At 46.4% G+C, this 16,163-nt stretch carries 15 protein-coding genes; 7 read left to right on the forward strand and 8 right to left on the reverse strand.

What is annotated here, in order from left to right:
• The first annotated feature begins 141 nt into the window (after positions 1 to 141).
• Positions 142 to 1,734 carry a DUF697 domain-containing protein gene (locus J0L70_RS22400; RefSeq protein WP_287455908.1) on the forward strand — a complete coding sequence of 531 codons (1,593 nt, stop codon included), beginning with the start codon at positions 142 to 144 and terminating at the stop codon, positions 1,732 to 1,734.
• Positions 1,735 to 1,744: 10 nt separating this feature from the next.
• On the opposite strand, the gene J0L70_RS22405 is transcribed toward J0L70_RS22400, so the two are convergent.
• Positions 1,745 to 1,990 carry a hypothetical protein gene (locus J0L70_RS22405; protein WP_017289324.1) on the reverse strand — a complete coding sequence of 82 codons (246 nt, stop codon included), beginning with the start codon at positions 1,988 to 1,990 and terminating at the stop codon, positions 1,745 to 1,747.
• Between the two features lie 194 nt (positions 1,991 to 2,184).
• Between J0L70_RS22405 and J0L70_RS22410 the strand changes: the two genes are divergently transcribed.
• Positions 2,185 to 2,874, forward strand: coding sequence for a hypothetical protein (locus tag J0L70_RS22410; RefSeq protein WP_190652956.1), 690 nt, complete (start codon positions 2,185 to 2,187; stop codon positions 2,872 to 2,874).
• A gap of 73 nt (positions 2,875 to 2,947) precedes the next feature.
• Here the strand turns inward: J0L70_RS22410 and J0L70_RS22415 are convergent, their stop codons facing one another.
• The 3 genes from J0L70_RS22415 to J0L70_RS22425 form a co-directional block, all read right to left on the reverse strand.
• Positions 2,948 to 3,553: a Uma2 family endonuclease gene (locus tag J0L70_RS22415; protein ID WP_287455909.1), complete on the reverse strand. Its 606-nt coding sequence runs from the start codon at positions 3,551 to 3,553 to the stop codon at positions 2,948 to 2,950.
• Positions 3,554 to 3,581: 28 nt separating this feature from the next.
• A complete protein-coding gene (locus J0L70_RS22420; protein WP_287455910.1) occupies positions 3,582 to 4,358 on the reverse strand; it encodes a TrmH family RNA methyltransferase in 777 nt (258 codons plus the stop codon).
• A gap of 69 nt (positions 4,359 to 4,427) precedes the next feature.
• Positions 4,428 to 5,633: a phosphoglycerate kinase gene (locus J0L70_RS22425; RefSeq protein WP_190652953.1), complete on the reverse strand. Its 1,206-nt coding sequence runs from the start codon at positions 5,631 to 5,633 to the stop codon at positions 4,428 to 4,430.
• A gap of 114 nt (positions 5,634 to 5,747) precedes the next feature.
• Here J0L70_RS22425 and J0L70_RS22430 point away from each other — a divergent pair, with 114 nt between their 5' ends.
• From J0L70_RS22430 to J0L70_RS22440, 3 genes are all read left to right on the forward strand, one after another.
• Positions 5,748 to 6,146: a universal stress protein gene (locus tag J0L70_RS22430; RefSeq protein WP_017289329.1), complete on the forward strand. Its 399-nt coding sequence runs from the start codon at positions 5,748 to 5,750 to the stop codon at positions 6,144 to 6,146.
• A gap of 157 nt (positions 6,147 to 6,303) precedes the next feature.
• Entirely contained in the window at positions 6,304 to 7,140 is an 837-nt protein-coding gene (ylqF, locus tag J0L70_RS22435) for a ribosome biogenesis GTPase YlqF (protein WP_017289331.1), read from the forward strand.
• 50 nt (positions 7,141 to 7,190) lie between these two features.
• A complete protein-coding gene (locus J0L70_RS22440) occupies positions 7,191 to 8,393 on the forward strand; it encodes a sensor histidine kinase (protein WP_287455911.1) in 1,203 nt (400 codons plus the stop codon).
• Between the two features lie 78 nt (positions 8,394 to 8,471).
• On the opposite strand, the gene J0L70_RS22445 is transcribed toward J0L70_RS22440, so the two are convergent.
• Positions 8,472 to 8,972: an orange carotenoid protein N-terminal domain-containing protein gene (locus J0L70_RS22445; RefSeq protein ID WP_268181900.1), complete on the reverse strand. Its 501-nt coding sequence runs from the start codon at positions 8,970 to 8,972 to the stop codon at positions 8,472 to 8,474.
• A 149-nt stretch (positions 8,973 to 9,121) separates the two neighbouring features.
• Between J0L70_RS22445 and J0L70_RS22450 the strand changes: the two genes are divergently transcribed.
• Both J0L70_RS22450 and J0L70_RS22455 read left to right on the forward strand, forming a co-directional pair.
• A complete protein-coding gene (locus tag J0L70_RS22450) occupies positions 9,122 to 11,419 on the forward strand; it encodes a glycoside hydrolase family 31 protein (protein ID WP_287455912.1) in 2,298 nt (765 codons plus the stop codon).
• Positions 11,420 to 11,655: 236 nt separating this feature from the next.
• Positions 11,656 to 12,585, forward strand: a complete 930-nt coding sequence (locus J0L70_RS22455) for a patatin-like phospholipase family protein (protein ID WP_287455913.1) — start codon at positions 11,656 to 11,658, stop codon at positions 12,583 to 12,585.
• A gap of 86 nt (positions 12,586 to 12,671) precedes the next feature.
• On the opposite strand, the gene J0L70_RS22460 is transcribed toward J0L70_RS22455, so the two are convergent.
• The 3 genes from J0L70_RS22460 to J0L70_RS22470 all read right to left on the reverse strand — a co-directional run bounded on the left by J0L70_RS22460 (position 12,672) and on the right by J0L70_RS22470 (position 15,823).
• Complete coding sequence (locus J0L70_RS22460) at positions 12,672 to 13,616, reverse strand: FTR1 family iron permease (RefSeq protein ID WP_287455914.1); 945 nt, start codon at positions 13,614 to 13,616, stop codon at positions 12,672 to 12,674.
• Between the two features lie 82 nt (positions 13,617 to 13,698).
• Positions 13,699 to 14,700, reverse strand: coding sequence for a 4-helix bundle domain-containing protein (locus J0L70_RS22465; protein WP_287455915.1), 1,002 nt, complete (start codon positions 14,698 to 14,700; stop codon positions 13,699 to 13,701).
• Positions 14,701 to 14,821: 121 nt separating this feature from the next.
• On the reverse strand, positions 14,822 to 15,823 hold the full coding sequence (locus J0L70_RS22470) for a multicopper oxidase domain-containing protein (protein ID WP_017289338.1): 1,002 nt from the start codon (positions 15,821 to 15,823) through the stop codon (positions 14,822 to 14,824).
• Between the last annotated feature and the right edge of the window lie 340 nt (positions 15,824 to 16,163).

The raw sequence follows: 16,163 nt of genomic DNA on the forward strand, positions 1-16,163 counted from the left end.
CTTTTTGACGATAAAAAATTTGTCTGAGGAAATCAAGAGGTGGTTCTGTATCGTTAGGATTGCTTCAGAATCATTGAATTGGCAAAATTCATCAGAATATTCGTCAGAATAAAGGTTGCCCCTCACGTTTTGACCAACGCTATGCCTTTATCTCGACTGGTAACACTGATTGTCGGCGTTTCTGTCATTTTGGGATTGATCATTTGGCTTGTCAGTTCGCTGACTCAGTTAACTTGGGCGATCGGGAATCCGTTGCTGGCAAATGCGCTGATCGGGTTGGTGATGATTTTGCTGGTTGGGCTGATTGCAGCGTTTGCGTATTATTTTTTCTGGTTGCCAAAGCAGGCGAAGCGGAAAAAACAACGGCGATCGCTGCCGAAAGTTTCAGCGGTCAAATCCGAGGCGGCGCAGGAGAATCTACAGGCTGTACGGCAGCAGATGGCGCAGATTCAAGATGAAGTGGCACGGCGTGAATTGATTCTGAGATCGAAAGAGATCGAGCAGAATTTAGCGCGAGGCGAATTAAAGGTGGTTGTGTTTGGCACAGGTTCGTCGGGTAAAACTTCACTCGTCAATGCATTGATGGGGCAAATTGTGGGTGAAGTCGGCGCACCGATGGGGACAACTGATGTGAGTGCAACGTATCGATTAAAGGTAAAGGGAGTCGATCGAGAAGTGATTCTCATTGACACTCCTGGAATTCTCGAAGCTGGAGTTGCGGGAACTGATCGCGAAACTTTGGCGCGGCGTTATGCAACTGAGGCGGATCTTTTACTATTTGTGCTGGATAATGATTTGCGCCAGTCGGAGTATGACCCATTGAAAGGCTTAGCAGAAATTGGCAAGCGATCGATTGTGGTTCTCAACAAAGCTGATCTCTATACGCAAGAGGATTTAGACGCGATTTTAGCTCGGTTAAGAGAGCGGGTTCGGGGCGTTGTAAGGGTTGAAGATGTTGTGGCGATCGCGGCGAATCCACCGATGATGCAAACCGAAGAGGGCGAATGGTTGCAGCCTGATCCAGAAGTCATGATCTTAATTGAGCGAGTCGCGGAGATTTTACGAACCGAAGGTGAGGATTTACTTGCCGAAAATATCTTGATTCAATCTCAGCGCTTGGGAGAAGAAGCGCGGCGACTCATTGATCAGCAGCGTCGCAGGCAGGCAGAAAAACTTGTCGATCGATATCAATGGATTGGAGCAGGGGTGATTGCTGTCACTGCGATTCCCGGTGTTGACTTACTGGCAACCGCCGCAGTCAATGCTCAAATGATTGTTGAGATTGGTCGGATTTATGGCTGTGAGATCTCGACAGAGCAGGCGAAAGAGATGGCGTTGTCGTTAGCAAAAACGATGGTCGGATTGGGGATTGTAAAAGGTGCGATCGAGCTTGTGAGTACAGCATTGCAAGTAAGCGTCGGCGGATTTTTACTCGGTCGAGCGATTCAAGGGGTGAGTGCGGCTTACTTGACGCGAATTGCAGGCAGAGCTTTTATTGAGTACTTCCGCAATGATCAAGATTGGGGAGATGGCGGTGTAACAGAAGTGGTGCAGCGACAGTTTCAGTTAAATCGGCGCGATGAATTTATCAAAGCCTTTATGCAAGAAGCGGTGATGCGAGTGGTTCGACCTTTACAGCTTGAGATAAGAGAAGAACCGCTCGAAGAGTTGAGAATGCCAGAGTATGAGGAAGTTTTGCTCGATCGAGAAGACACGATCGACGATTGGAAATAGATAAGTAGATTCAGAAACGCTCGCTTACCCTAGCAGCAATTACGGCGTTGATGTAGCTAAAAATTTCGTCGAGTTCTGAGATCGCCTCTAGTTCTAATATTTCTTCTGAACTCAGGGTGTCGGCTTTTTTCTTATCCAGAAGAGTTTGTAGGCGATCGCTCAACTCATCCGTAAATTTAAACAAAGTGAGGTGATTGATCTGCTGAATCTGTAATCCTTTTGGAAGCAAGGTAGAGGGCTTAGGCAAGGTTGTCATGATTGGAGTTTACCAGTGCAGCACAGAGCGATCGTAGCAGCTTGTTTAGAGGAAGTCAGGCTCGATTGAGCAAAAAAGACCGACGATTGGAAATAATTTTTTGCCAAATCTGCATAAGGCTCGATCGCTGTCCCTACTGAGTGAGTGTAGAGGATGAAACACCTTAAACACACACTCAATCAGAGGAAACAATCATGAAACTCATTCAATTCTCCAGCGCTTTGGTTCTTGCTTCGACTCTCTTTACTGGTTTACTTCCCATGCAGGCTCGTGCAAATGATGATTTGTTCGGGAAATTGGCAGACAAGATTCAGTGCAGTACAGCGGATGTTGCGCTCGGTAACAATACTCGCAATAACATTCAACGCAACAGTTCTTCTCGTCAATCTGCGGCTTCTAACAGCAATTCGGCTTGGGGCAATGCCTCGAACAGCCAATCGGGCAAGAAAACGCATAACGATGGCGGTGGCGGATCGGTGAGTGTGCTTGGATTGTTCAGCGTGGGTGGATCAGGTGGTTCACAAGGCAGCCAAGAGAGCAAGTCGAGCAGTTCTAGCGCTTACGGTCGGAACAATGCTGCTCAAAACTCCAGCCGCTCTAGCAACTCTTCTTACAGCGATCGTAGTACTTCTACCGTAGCAGTTGGGCAAGTGAAAGATTGCGATTCTAACAACGCTGCTGCTGCTGCAATTATTACGACAGTTGATACAAACCGGACTGCAAAAGATATCGCAAACATCAATGCTGACGTGAACAAGTATGGAATTGATGCTCAAGTGAAAATCAACTCTGATAACAACAAGACGGCAGTTGATTTGTTTAATGCTCAACGTCGCTCTGGTCAAGTCAACAATTTGATTCAATGGTACACACCGCAACGCTAATCGAAACGTTCAGAAACCTAGGATGAACTAAGGGAATGAGGAGGTCGATTGACCTCCTTTTTTGTGATCTTGATTAGCGAGGTAACACATCGTCCAGTCTTAAATTGATATGAGGAAACAAAGGAGAGATAATATTTTCACCTAAGCGAAATTGCTGCGGTTCGTAGAGCTTCCCAACTCGCTGATTGACCGTAAAAGTAGGTTGTTTTGGATCACCGATGAATCGGATGCCTCCAAGCCCACGAAAGTCGATAATCCAGTATTCAGCAATGCCCATCAGCGCGTATTCTTCAACTTTTCGCGCGTAGTCATTTTCCCAATTGGTACTGACAACTTCAACAACCAATTTGACCGATTCACCTCGCACAATCACGGGTTCTTGTTGCCAGTAGGGTTCATTCATTAATGCAGCTTCATCTAGCACAATCACATCTGGACGGCGGGCAGTTGCCTCGTCTCCTGAAGGACGCAAGATACAGCTTTTGGGGATCAAGAACGGTAAGTTTTGTCGATCGATTTCTAAGCTCACTTTGCTGGCAACTTTTCCCGCAACAGCTTCGTGAGGCCCGGTTGGTTCCATATCAATGATTTCTCCGTTCACCAGTTCGTAGCGAGACTGATCGCCGTACTGTTGAATGAATTCCTCGAAACTGAGCAGTCTGAGCGGTGTATATGCCATAGAAAGCTGCCTCTATTCCCGATCGATATCATATCTTTTCTTGCTGTCTTCGGGCTTCGTACAGGATCAAAGCAGTCGCGATCGCAACATTCAAAGACTCTACTCCTGGAGCTAATGGAATAGTGACTTGAATATCTGCGAGTTCAATCAATTCGTCAGACAATCCGGCTCCCTCATTCCCCATCAAGACCAAACTCGGCTGAGTAAAATCAATTTCCCAGTACGTTTGAGTTGCACTTGGAACAGTTGCAATGACTTGCATTCCCTGTTGTTTTGCTTTCAGAATGTCGGTTCTAAGATCTGAAGTAGACATCGGTAGGCGAAACCACTGCCCGGAAGACGATCTTAAAACTTTCGGACTTTCTAAATCCACACAATCGGCACTCAGCCAAAGCCCTTCGACTCCTGCTGCGGCTGCGGTGCGAATGATTGTGCCGAGATTGCCAGGGTCTTGAATCGTTTCGAGCGCTAGACCGAGTTTTGTAAACTGAACGGGCTGAGTATGAAAGCGATCGACAGTTGCGACAATTCCATCGGGTTCAACGGTGGTTGCGATCGCTTTTAAAACTTCCGGTGAAACCAGTTCGATGCGGCTCGATCGAGCTTGAATCTTTTGCCACAGTGATTCATGATTTTGCTGCCAATGCTCGGTATAGCAAACCGTATTCAGCTCAACCCCAACTGCACAGGCTTCTTCAATTAAATGCGTTCCTTCCAATAAAAAAAGCTGCTGTTCTCGCCGTTCTTTGGCGCGATGCAGCTTTCGGAGTTGCTTAACTAATGGATTTTGGAGACTGGTGAGCATGACAGAAAGTAGGGAGTGGGGGGCAAGAATCTAGAATACTATCTCCCCACTCCCTACTCCCCAACAAACTTACGCTTCGTCTAGCGCTGCAATTCCTGGAAGCTCTTTACCTTCGAGCAGTTCCAAACTTGCACCACCACCTGTAGAAATGTGGCTCATTTGATCCGCTAAGCCAACTTTCTCAACGGCTGCAACAGAGTCGCCACCACCGATGATCGTGGAGGTTCCTTTGGGAGTTAATTCTGCTAGGGTATGTGCGATCGCTTCGGTTCCTTTCGCGAATTTGTCCATTTCAAATACGCCCATCGGCCCGTTCCAGATCACGCTCTTGCACTGTTCCAAAGCGGCTTGGAAGGTTTTCACAGAATCGGGACCAATGTCTAAGCCCATCCAGCCGTCGGGAATGTTGTCAACGCTGACGGTTTGGGTATTCGCATCAGGCGCGAAATTGTCTGCAACCACAACATCGGTTGGGAGGAGTAAATCTACTCCTTTTTCTTTGGCTTTCGCTTCTAAGGCTTTTGCCAATTCCAATTTGTCTTCTTCAACCAAAGACTTACCGACTGCCAAGCCGCGCGCTTTGTAGAAGGTGAAGACCATACCGCCACCGATCAGCAGTTTGTCTACTTTGTCGAGTAGGGTTTCGATGACACCGATTTTGCTCGAAACTTTCGAGCCACCGACGATCGCAGCTAATGGGCGTTTGGGGTTCTCGATCGCGCTTTGCAAATACTCTAGCTCTTTCTCGATCAACAAACCTGCAACCGAAGGCTTCAGATACTTCGTGACCCCTTCAGTCGAAGCATGCGCCCGATGCGCAGTTCCGAATGCATCGTTAACATAGAGATCAGCAACAGATGCCAATTTCTCAGCAAATGCAGGATCGTTCTTTTCTTCTTCTTTGTAGAACCGAACGTTTTCGAGCAGAACGACATCACCGGGCTGCATTGCATTCACGGCTGCCGTTGCTTCGTCGCCAATACAATCATTGGTTTTGACGACGGGTTTACCCAGAAGTTCTGACAGGCGAGTGCCGACGGGGGTGAGACGATATTTATCTTCGGGACCGTTTTTCGGACGACCAAAATGGCTGCACAAAATCACTTTTGCGCCTTTGGAAGTTAAAGCGTTGATTGTTGGCAGCGCGGCACGAATTCTCGTATCGTCAGTGATATTGCCTTGTTCATCTAACGGTACGTTAAAATCTGCGCGAACCAAAACACGCTTGCCTTGTAAATCGGCGGACGATAAATCATTAATAGTTTTCTTCGGCACAGTGCTGGCTCCTAAGTGAGTCTTTCTACCTATTTCTTATTTTTCCATTAATCGCGTCACCTACGATCGAAGATTCTGCGATGCTGATAAGTAAGTTGAGAAATTCTGGACATTATGTTTAAAACTGTGTTGTTTCCAATCGATGAAAGCCGCGATTCTCGTCAAGCCGTCGAGACTGTTGTAGAGCTTGTCAAATTTCACCAGAGTCGCCTGATTTTATTATCTGTGGTGGAAGCAAATTCTGATCACCCCGATGCAATGGCTTCGGCAGAAGCGGTAGCGAATTTGCTGCAAAATGCAAAATCGGTATTTTCTCAGAGTGGAATTGAAGCAGAAGCGATCGAGCGTGAGGGCAAGCCTGCCTTTACGATTTGCGATGTTGCAGATGAGATAGGGGCGGATCTCATTATCATGGGCTGTCGAGGATTGGGACTGACGACCGAAGGCGCATCGGATAGCGTTACGAATCGGGTGATCAGTCTTTCTCCTTGTCCTGTTTTAGTCGTTCCTTAAATCGGATAAAAAAGTCGAGCAATTGCAGAGAAAGCGGGCAATCGTCTCCGCTCAATTTTCACTCTCAATTTCCGCAATCCGTGCTGAGGTCGAAGCATTTGTTTAACCGATAAGAGCGCGATCGTACTAGCATGGATTGTCACTCTAGATCTTTGCTATGTCTTCCCCGCCGATTCAATGGTATCCCGGTCATATTGCCAAAGCTGAAAAAGCGCTGCTCGAACAGTTGAAGCGCGTGGATGTCGTGCTAGAAGTTCGAGACGCGCGGATTCCGCTTTCGACGCATCATCCGCAGGTCGATCAGTGGATTGGAGAGAAAGGGCGGATTTTGGTGATGAATCGGATGGATATGATCCCGCCGAAAGCTAAAGAGCAGTGGACAGAGTGGTTTCGCGATCGCGGAGAGGAGCCTTTATTCACAGATGCTCAGCATGGCAAAGGAATTGAAGCGATCTCCAAAGCGGCTCAGGCAGCCGGAGTGAAAATGAATCAAAGACGGCTCGATCGAGGAATGTTGACACGTCCGGTTCGTGCAGTGGTGATTGGATTCCCGAATGTCGGTAAGTCGGCTTTGATTAATCGGTTGCTGAAAAAGCGAGTGGTCGAAAGTGCTCGGCGCGCTGGCGTGACTCGGCAATTGCGATGGGTGAGAATTTCCGATCAGATTGAGCTACTGGATGCACCGGGAGTTTTGCCGAATAAATTGACGAATCAGGAGGCAGCAATTAAGTTAGCCATCTGTGATGATATTGGAGAGGCAGCGTATGACAATCAGCGAGTTGCTTCAGAGTTGATTGAACTGATCAGATCGTCTTCGGCATTGGAGACCCGATATGGATTGGAACTTGGAGATTTAACCGGAGAAAGTTATCTCAAAGCTTTGGCAGAGGCGAACTATAAAAATGATGCAGAGCGGACAGCGCGGCAGATTTTGACGGATTTTCGCAAAGGCAATTTAGGCGCGATCGCATTAGAAATGCCTCCCGAAGATTAATCTTTCGCTAGATAGGCTCTGGATTTTTTCGACTCACCTACAATCTTCGCATGCAGGATTTTAGTCAGTTACTCAAAGACAAAGTGGATTCAATTCGGCATGACTGGGCAGATGCTGTCGCTCACGATCGCCAAATTCCCAGCGCAGAAAGTCTGAGTCAAACTGCGATCGAAGATCACATTGATTTAGTCTTAGTCGCAATGTCACAAGCATTGTCCCAGATTGAAGAAGATGATACCGCAGCAGTTGAGGCAGCTAGTATTTCTCATGGGGTGCTGCGGGCGAATCAGGGATTTGATCCGACAGAAATCGCCCAAGAATATCATTTGCTGCGAAAAGTCATTTTTGAGAGTATCCGATCTGAATTGCTCAAAGGAACGGCTGAAGAATTATTTCGAGCGGTCAATGTGATTGATTCTGTCATTGATTCTGCGATCTCACAGTGTTTTAAAAGCTATGTGAATGAGCGATTACAGGAACTTGAGCAAGTTCAAAGTCAGCTTTCGTTGACGGTTTCAGAATTGAAGCGATTAGCTCGATCGAATGAAAATAGCCTCGCGACTTTGGCACATGAACTGAAAACGCCGCTGACCTCGATTATTGGATATGCTGACCTGTTTTTAAGACAATCGAAACAGGAGCACGATACCTCTGGCATCCGCAAACGTGACCGTGATTCGCTCTCCAGCCTCGATCACATTGAGCAAGTCTTGCAAGGTGGGCGAAGACTACTACGATTAATCAATGATGCACTAGAGCTATCACGATACGAAGCAGGGAAAAAGCAGGTGATTCCAGAAGCGATCGAAGTATCAGAGTTGATGCAAGCAGTGGTGAAAGTGATTCAGCCCTTAGTTGATAATCGCAAGTTGCAGCTAAAGGTCAACCTTGAGTTTGCACCGAAACAAGTCATTAGCGATCCGCTACGATTGCAGCAAGTTCTGACCAATCTGTTGAGTAATGCAGTCCGCTATACAGAGACAGGGACGATCACGCTAACCTGCCAAGAACTCAGTCATAATCGATGGTCGATTTCTATTGCTGATACTGGAATTGGCATTGCACCAGAAGATCAGTTACGTCTGTTTGTCCCATTTGAACAGGTTGGGTCATTCAAGTCGCCGGATAGTACGGGGTTAGGATTAGCGATCGTGGCTCGGCTAGTAGAACTGTTGCAGGGTCAGATTTATCTTTCATCGCAACTCGACGAAGGCTCAACATTTACGGTGATTTTGCCGATAGAAATTGATTAATCTCAATCTCTTGTAGGATTTGCATTTCGACTCCGCTCACCCCATGCGAAGGGCGAAGCGAAGCCGAAATGCAGCTAGTTACAATCCGGTTTCAGAATCGTGTTCGACAGCGTTCGGGTCAACGCCCATCGGTGCAACATAGTTCCGGAAGAAAGTAATTTGTTGCTCAAATTCCATTGCTTTTACACGATCGAGCAATTGCTGTGCTTCTTGAGCAAGCTGATAATCTGCTGGCATCGAAATGATTGTTCCATTGTCCATTCCCTGCGCTAAGAGATACCAGAACAGCAATTTTGTTGTATCTCCCACTGCACCGTATTCCCGAGTCAGTTGAGTATTTCGACGAGCGATCAGATCACGCTGGACGTTTAATTGTTCTTCACGAGGCAGGTCTTTGACTTGATTAAACAATCCTTCTGCGATCGCGGGAGAAACAGTACTTGCTCCAGGAGCAGCAGGCGTAACCGCTCCGCCCATTTCCTTGTAGATAAAATAGAACAATGCAAGCTGTGTATCCGCATCTAAGCCCTGAAATGCTTCGACCAAATCGCTAGCAGTGTTTGAAGTCACGTAAGACATAAAATAATTCTCATTCGACCTCAAAACCGTAACAAAGCGAACAAACTCGCTCGACTTGCGCGAGACAGACGTTTTAACCTAACTGGAGACAGAGGCATGATCCCGGAATCCTCAGCACTGTAGAAAGCGATGTTTCAGCCTTTCGACTTATGCCTCAAGTTTTTGGAAAGCTCCCGACCACCCGACAGCCTTGGATTTCTCTAGGAAATGTCGATCACATTGAAAAGCACGATCGCGGAGTGATTCTCACTTGTGGCACAGCAAAGCTAAGGCTCACGATTCTAGCTGCTAACCTCGTTCGAGTTCAACTTGCACCCCAAGGTGAATTTCTTCCAAGGCGATCGTGGGCAGTCAATCGACCCGATGAAGAATGGGAGCAAGTACCATTTGAGCTAGAAGAAAACGAGATTAGAACCTCTCAAATTCGAGTCGTGCTTCAGCGATCGCCCTGTCGGATTCAATGGTTTGATCAATCTGGGCAACCCTTCGCGCATGATACAGACATGGGCTGGCGAATGGGTCAAATTGCCTGCTGGAAGCGGATTGAAACAGAAGAGCATTTCTATGGATTCGGAGAGAGAGCGGGACTGTTAGATAAGCGATCTGAAGTCAAGACCAATTGGACAAAAGATGCGCTAGATTACGACGCGATCGACGATGAAATGTACCAAGCCATTCCATTCTTTATCGCACTCCGTCCGCAGCTTACCTATGGCATTTATTTGAACATTACACATCTGAGCCAATTTGATTTAGGTGCGTCTGAGCCAGGCATATGGCGGATGCAAGCTCAGAGCCAAGAATTAGACTACTACGTTATTCACGGGGATAGTCCCGCTCAAATTTTAGAAACGTATACGACTTTAACCGGACGGATGCCGTTGCCGCCAAAATGGGCACTTGGCTATCATCAATGTCGATGGAGCTATGAGACTGCTGAAGTTGTGCAGCAAATCGCACATGAATTTCGATCGCGCAAAATCCCCTGTGATGTAATTCACTTCGATATCGACTATATGAATGGATATCGAGTGTTTACTTGGAGTCCAAAGCGGTTTCCTGATCCAGCCAAGTTGATCCAACAGCTTAAACAAGAAGGCTTTAAAACCGTCACGATCGTTGATCCAGGCGTGAAGTATGAACCAGATGGAGACTATCTTCCCTATCACGAAGGCTTAGCAAAAGATTGCTTTGTTAGAAATGCAGATGGCAGCTTAGTTTATGGGTACGTATGGCCTGATAAAGCTGTCTTTCCGGATTTCCTACGGGCTGAAGTTAGGCAATGGTGGGGAGAATGGCAGCGTACGCTCACAGAGGTCGGAGTCGAAGGCATTTGGAATGATATGAATGAACCTGCTCTCACCGATCGACCATTCGGTGATGAAGGAGTCCATATTCCTTTTCCTATGGATGCACCTCAAGGCAATCCTGGAGAAGGGGGAACTCATGCAGAAACGCATAATCTGTATGGCTACAACATGGCAAGAGCTTCAGCAGAAGGATTGAAACAGCTTCGAGATCAGCGATCGTTTGTGCTAACTCGCTCTGGTTTTGCTGGAATTCAGCGCTGGTCGGCTGTATGGACAGGAGACAATCAATCGCTGTGGGAACACCTCGAAATGTCATTGCCGATGCTGATGAATTTGGGACTCTCTGGCGTGAGCTTTGTGGGTTCGGATATTGGGGGATTTGCTGGCAATGCAACCGGAGAACTTTTTGCCCGGTGGATGCAAATCGGAATGTTTTATCCATTGATGCGCGGGCATTCTTCGCTCACAACTGCACAACACGAACCGTGGGTATTTGGAGAACGAGTTGAAGCCATTTGCCGCGAATATATCGAACTCCGTTATCAATTGCTACCTTACCTCTATACCTTGTTTTGGCAGTCTTCTCAGACGGGCGCACCGATCCTTCGACCTCTGCTTTATGAATATCCGACTGATCCAAAAACCTACCATCTGCATGATCAATTACTCCTCGGTTCGTATCTCATGGCGGCTCCTGTGTATCGTCCTGGCGTAGAGTGTCGAGCAGTTTACTTACCCGAAGGAACTTGGTTTGATTGGTGGACAGGTGAAAAGTATGAGGGCAACCAACATATCTTGGCTCATGCTCCACTAGAAAGGATGCCGATGTATGTCAAAGCAGGAGCAATTATTCCCATGCAACCAGTCATGCAGTATGTGGATGAGCATCCGATCGCTCAACTGAAAGTCCGGATTTATCCAGGTGTAGGAGAGTTTACGCTGTACGAAGATGATGGTCGATCGCTGAATCCAGACTATCGAACGACTACTTTCCAGGTGAACGATACGATCGTCAAAATTCAGCCGAGTCACGCCGTTCGCGATCGCACAATGCTGGTCGAAATGGTCGGAGTGGGCGAACAATCAGTTTCAGAAGATGGCAGTGCGAAACAATTGAATTTTCATTCCCATACCTAACAACAAGCTGAATTGTAATTCTTTTACTCAGTAGCAATGTCTCACTTAAAACTCATTGCAATGCGTTGCAATGAGTTATCGTTACTCAAGCCAAAACCATTACTTTAAGTCACTATGTAATCGACACAAATCCATTTCTGCTCAAAATCAAAAATCTGCTGACGATCGAACCGTACAACCGGGGAACGCTGAACTTAATTGTTTAGATAATCGAACTCAGCGATTTCAGGGGACAGATGAAAAAAATTCTGAGCATTGATGGTGGTGGAATCCGGGGAATTATTCCTGCGCTGGTTCTCGCAGAATTAGAGCAAAAAATTGGCAAGCCGACTTCAGAAATTTTTGACTTAATTGCTGGCACTTCAACTGGGGGGATTTTAGCTCTAGCATTGAGCCAAGACGACGGACAGGGAAATCCTCAGTATTCCGCCAAAGATCTGATCCAGCTCTACGAGCAAGAAGGAAAAAACATTTTCCCTAAATCAGTGTGGCAAGATGTTTCTACCCTGTGTGGTCTAGCAGACGAAAAATATCCCAGAGAAGGCATTGATACAGTCCTGGCAAACTACTTTGGCTCGGCTCGGCTCGGCTCATGTCTGACCAAAACGGTAGTCACTGCATATGATATTCAAAATCGTGAACCCCTCTTTCTAAAAAGCTGGCGACCCGGACATCAATCCATTAAATCGGTTGATGCTGCACGTGCAACTTCGGCGGCTCCGACTTATTTTGCGCCTGTGAACATGTCTATCGAAAACAAAGATAGAGTGCTGATTGATGGCGGCATTTTCATCAATACGCCGTCGGTGTCTGCATATGTTGAAGCTTTAAGGATTTTCCCAGATGAGAAAGATTTTCTGGTCGTTTCTTTGGGAACAGGTGAGCTAAACCGACCGATTCCGTACCGTCAAGCAAAAGATTGGGGAATCGTCGAGTGGCTCAACCCCTTGCTGAGTTGTGTGTTTGATGGAGTCTGCGATGCAGCCAACTATCAAATGAGCCTACTACTAGAAGGAAATTATTACCGCCTGCAAACCTGGCTGGATAAGGCAGTAGATGAGATGGATAATGTGAGCGATGAAAACATGGCAGCCCTGAAAGCTGAAGCTGCTACTTTGCTCAAAGAGCATCAAGATGATATTCAGAGACTGTGTAGCATTCTGTAGGCATCGCAATTTTCGGGGTCTAGTCGTTACGTGTATTGAGTGTGGGGAGTGGAGAGCAAGTTGGAGGTGGGTTCTCTCTATCAGATTTATTGGGATGAATTAGTAGGTTTACGGCGTAGAGGAAACAGCGATCGTCCTAACAACGATTGAAAATAGGCTCCACCAACTGTAATTAAAAAGACGAAATATGCGATCGCTTGAACCAAATACAAGCGATCGGTATACCCCAACAATGCGCTCAAAATTGAGCCTGGAAACTGTTCAGCAGGCATGATCTTGCTGAAATTCCACACCATTGGACCTAAAACACAATCTCGATCTTGAGGTTTCGCAAATCGTTCATAGTAAAAACAAAGCGAATCCGATTTGCGATCGACTTGAGCTAATGCATTCATGCCAGCATCAAAATGTCCCAGTGCTGTAACAACCAAGCCAGAGACAATCATCAACAGTAAGATGCCCATAATCATAAAGAACTTCCGGACATCTAACCGAACTCCATATCGAAACAGCAGTGCTCCAATACCAGTTGCAAACCCAATACCAGCCAATGCTCCTAGAGTCGGAACGACTCCCTGCTGAAACTTCCCTGCAATAAATAAAACGGTTTCAAATCCTTCTCGCACAACGGCAAAAAAGATCAGTCCAAAGATCCCCCAACCTGCTTGAGCATCTTGTTTGATGGTTGATGCGATCGCACCTTCCACATCCTGCTTCAGCGATCGGGCATTCCGAGTCATCCAAATCAGCATCCAACTCAAACAAGCGATCGCAAGCACACTAAAACTGGCTTCTAAAAATTGCTCGATCGAAACTCCTGCTGTGCCTGCCTGTTCTACAATCCATCCAAATAACACTCCAATCATTCCACTTGCAGCTAGCCCAACACCAACGCCAGCCCAAACCCAACCTTTCAAATTCCGTCGATTCGCTTTATTCAGGTATGCCAAAACAATGCCAACAATTAAAGCAGCTTCAACACCTTCACGTAGGGTAATCACAAAGGTAGGGATTGCAGAACTCAGATCCATAATCACTCCAAATAACATTCAATCCTTAGGAGTCAGAGTTTTACAAGAACTCTGACTCCTTGCCACATATAGAATTTAGCTTTTAAGAAGCCTTGGCTACCTTTTGAGTGTTGCCCTCAATCTCTTTGACGAGCGCTGAAACCTGATCACTGGTTTTAGCAGGAGTTGCAGGAGGTGTAACTCCTGCCCAGGTTGTGGTCAGTTCAGCCATTTTCGTTGAAATGACTTGATGAGCGTCCGGCTGCGTCTTCAGCATTGCATCAGAAATGCCCTTATAGAGTTCATTTGCATAAAGCACAAAGCCGCGCGAATCCTGGTATTCAATCACTTGAGTAATTTTATTGTTTGCGATCGCGGCTCCATACTCTGAGTTTGCAGTATCTAGTAATCCATTGATCACTTGCAAGACAAAGGCAGGATTTTGACGTTGCGATTCGGGTAACGCATTGATGGCGGTATCAATTGCCTTGATCGAAGTATCATAGCCAGAAGCAACTTTACTCGCATTTTTTGCACCTGCCTTGACTTCATCTTGCAGTGCAATCAGCGGATCTTTGAATTCTGGAACTTTGCGATCGTTCAATTGCTCTTCCACATCGGCATAAATCTCTTCGACAGGATGCCCAATATGAGGTTCTGCTTGATCCGGCTTTTGCAGGTCAAGTAGCTCTTTTGCAACATAGAGATGCCCTTTCATCAAACCGAGCTTCGTCATGTAATCAACATCTCTGGCTTCACCTTCGAGTTTAATATCCTCGATCGTCACCATGTCTTTGATTTGATCAAACTGAGCTTGATTGATCACATTTTTAGCAACTAACTCTTCCGTTTTTCCATAGGGACGACTTGCTTGGATTTTATTAGAAAGCGCAGGAACACCGAGCTTTGCTTCTAGCTTATCTAGCTCGGATAAGATCGCACTGTTAATGTTAATCTTTCTACCGCCATGTGCAGGCTGGCTCGCGGTTGTCGTTGTTGTAGGAGCAGAGCTTGTATTGTTCGCAGTCTGAGAACTACAGGCGATGAGCACACTCAATCCTAGAGCGCATAGGAAATAAGCAAGGAATTTAAGTTGTTTCAGCATGATGGTGTTGATGAAGACAGAAAGAGATCGTTTTATAGGAAAAAACCTATCTCAGGGATTGAATTTAGTCATTGTGTAGCTTAAGTAGAATCTTTGTCAATAATGTGATTATTAAGTTCAGCTAAGCTTTTGAATTCGCAATCACCTCAAACGCTCCCATGCAGCCAGATTCCGCGATGTAGTCTTGATGCGGATGGAACATAAATTTGCCCGTGTGATGAAAACTAAACTCTAAAATGTGCCGTTCTGCGGTTCCCATCGTAATCACATCGGTTTCTTCACTCGGTTCTAAGGTGCGTCCTGTGCGATAGACCCGGAACATATTGGCATGGAGATGAAACGTTGCAACTGGATCGAATTCGATGAGATTCAAGACATAGAGCCGAATCAGTTGATCTTGCTGGATAGGAATTGGATGCTTCATGTAGTAATCCGGCAAGCCATTGAAAGCAAAAAGCTCGTTTTTACGATCGTCATTGACGTCATAGCCTGCCATAATCAACACGATTTCATCGGCAGGCGGTCGCGGAGTCGGAGGATCAACAATGAACATGCCGTATAGACCTTTGCCTACATGTCGCGAGATTGGCTCGATATGACAGTGATAAAGATGGACTCCAAATGGCTCTGCGTCAAATTCGTAGATCTGAACAGCATTGTGTTTGACAGGTTTTACACCATCCATTTCAGCCGAGTGGACTCCGTGAAAGTGAAGTGAATGCGAGTGCCCGGCTTTGTTGTAGAAAATCACGCGAATGCGATCGCCTTGGGTTGCCCGAAAGGTTGGGCCTGGAACTCGTCCATTCAGATTCCAAGTGACAAAAGACGTGGATTGATTGAGTTGCAGCGCCGAGGTGCGGGCTTCGACTCGAAATTCTCTAACCGTTCGCCCATTTTCCTGAGTGACTGTGCCGTAATCAAAATCGCGCAAAACAGCCGCCGGATTCGCTGCATCTTTGGTTTGAGGAATGTCAAACGGTGGAACAATCACGTTTTGACGGTTTTTTGACTGAGCGAGCAGGTTGATTCCAAAAGCTGAGCCAGCGAGTCCTACACCGGATAACAGCCCTAATTGGATCAATTGTCGTCGGCTTAAATGTTGAAAAAGATTAGAAGCTGGCATCGCAGATTTTGAGAATAAACGAGAAGTCGATCGCTCAAACTTCGTCGCTCAAAATTATCAATTATTCTGGATCTAGAATCAAGTGTATTAATAATTATTGTCAGTAATGTTTGTGAAAAGCTCAGCCTTTCGGATTTCTAACGTGCTTGCAGTCAACTTTTGATGCCGATCAAATTTGATCCCGAATCAAGTCAAGCGGACTGATTCGGGAGAAAGGGCAAACGCAAGAAAAAAGTGACGTAGGCTAAAAGCAGTGTAAACCGCTTGAGAGACACTGCTCATGACTCAACCTACGGATGCGCGGATTCTCACGCACTTTGCTGATTTGGCAGACCCTCGC

This window comes from Leptolyngbya sp. UWPOB_LEPTO1 (genome assembly GCF_017302695.1).
In the GTDB taxonomy this organism is placed as follows: Bacteria; Cyanobacteriota; Cyanobacteriia; order Leptolyngbyales; family Leptolyngbyaceae; genus Leptolyngbya; species Leptolyngbya boryana.

Excerpts from the sequence above, each read along its gene's own strand:
- J0L70_RS22400 (WP_287455908.1), top strand. The coding sequence starts at position 142 with ATGCCTTTATCTCGACTGGTAACACTGATTGTCGGCGTTTCTGTCATT.
- J0L70_RS22405 (WP_017289324.1), bottom strand. The coding sequence starts at position 1,990 with ATGACAACCTTGCCTAAGCCCTCTACCTTGCTTCCAAAAGGATTACAG.
- J0L70_RS22410 (WP_190652956.1), top strand. The coding sequence starts at position 2,185 with ATGAAACTCATTCAATTCTCCAGCGCTTTGGTTCTTGCTTCGACTCTC.
- J0L70_RS22415 (WP_287455909.1), bottom strand. The coding sequence starts at position 3,553 with ATGGCATATACACCGCTCAGACTGCTCAGTTTCGAGGAATTCATTCAA.
- J0L70_RS22420 (WP_287455910.1), bottom strand. The coding sequence starts at position 4,358 with ATGCTCACCAGTCTCCAAAATCCATTAGTTAAGCAACTCCGAAAGCTG.
- J0L70_RS22430 (WP_017289329.1), top strand. The coding sequence starts at position 5,748 with ATGTTTAAAACTGTGTTGTTTCCAATCGATGAAAGCCGCGATTCTCGT.
- ylqF (WP_017289331.1), top strand. The coding sequence starts at position 6,304 with ATGTCTTCCCCGCCGATTCAATGGTATCCCGGTCATATTGCCAAAGCT.
- J0L70_RS22440 (WP_287455911.1), top strand. The coding sequence starts at position 7,191 with ATGCAGGATTTTAGTCAGTTACTCAAAGACAAAGTGGATTCAATTCGG.
- J0L70_RS22445 (WP_268181900.1), bottom strand. The coding sequence starts at position 8,972 with ATGTCTTACGTGACTTCAAACACTGCTAGCGATTTGGTCGAAGCATTT.
- J0L70_RS22450 (WP_287455912.1), top strand. The coding sequence starts at position 9,122 with ATGCCTCAAGTTTTTGGAAAGCTCCCGACCACCCGACAGCCTTGGATT.
- J0L70_RS22455 (WP_287455913.1), top strand. The coding sequence starts at position 11,656 with ATGAAAAAAATTCTGAGCATTGATGGTGGTGGAATCCGGGGAATTATT.
- J0L70_RS22460 (WP_287455914.1), bottom strand. The coding sequence starts at position 13,616 with ATGGATCTGAGTTCTGCAATCCCTACCTTTGTGATTACCCTACGTGAA.
- J0L70_RS22465 (WP_287455915.1), bottom strand. The coding sequence starts at position 14,700 with ATGCTGAAACAACTTAAATTCCTTGCTTATTTCCTATGCGCTCTAGGA.
- J0L70_RS22470 (WP_017289338.1), bottom strand. The coding sequence starts at position 15,823 with ATGCCAGCTTCTAATCTTTTTCAACATTTAAGCCGACGACAATTGATC.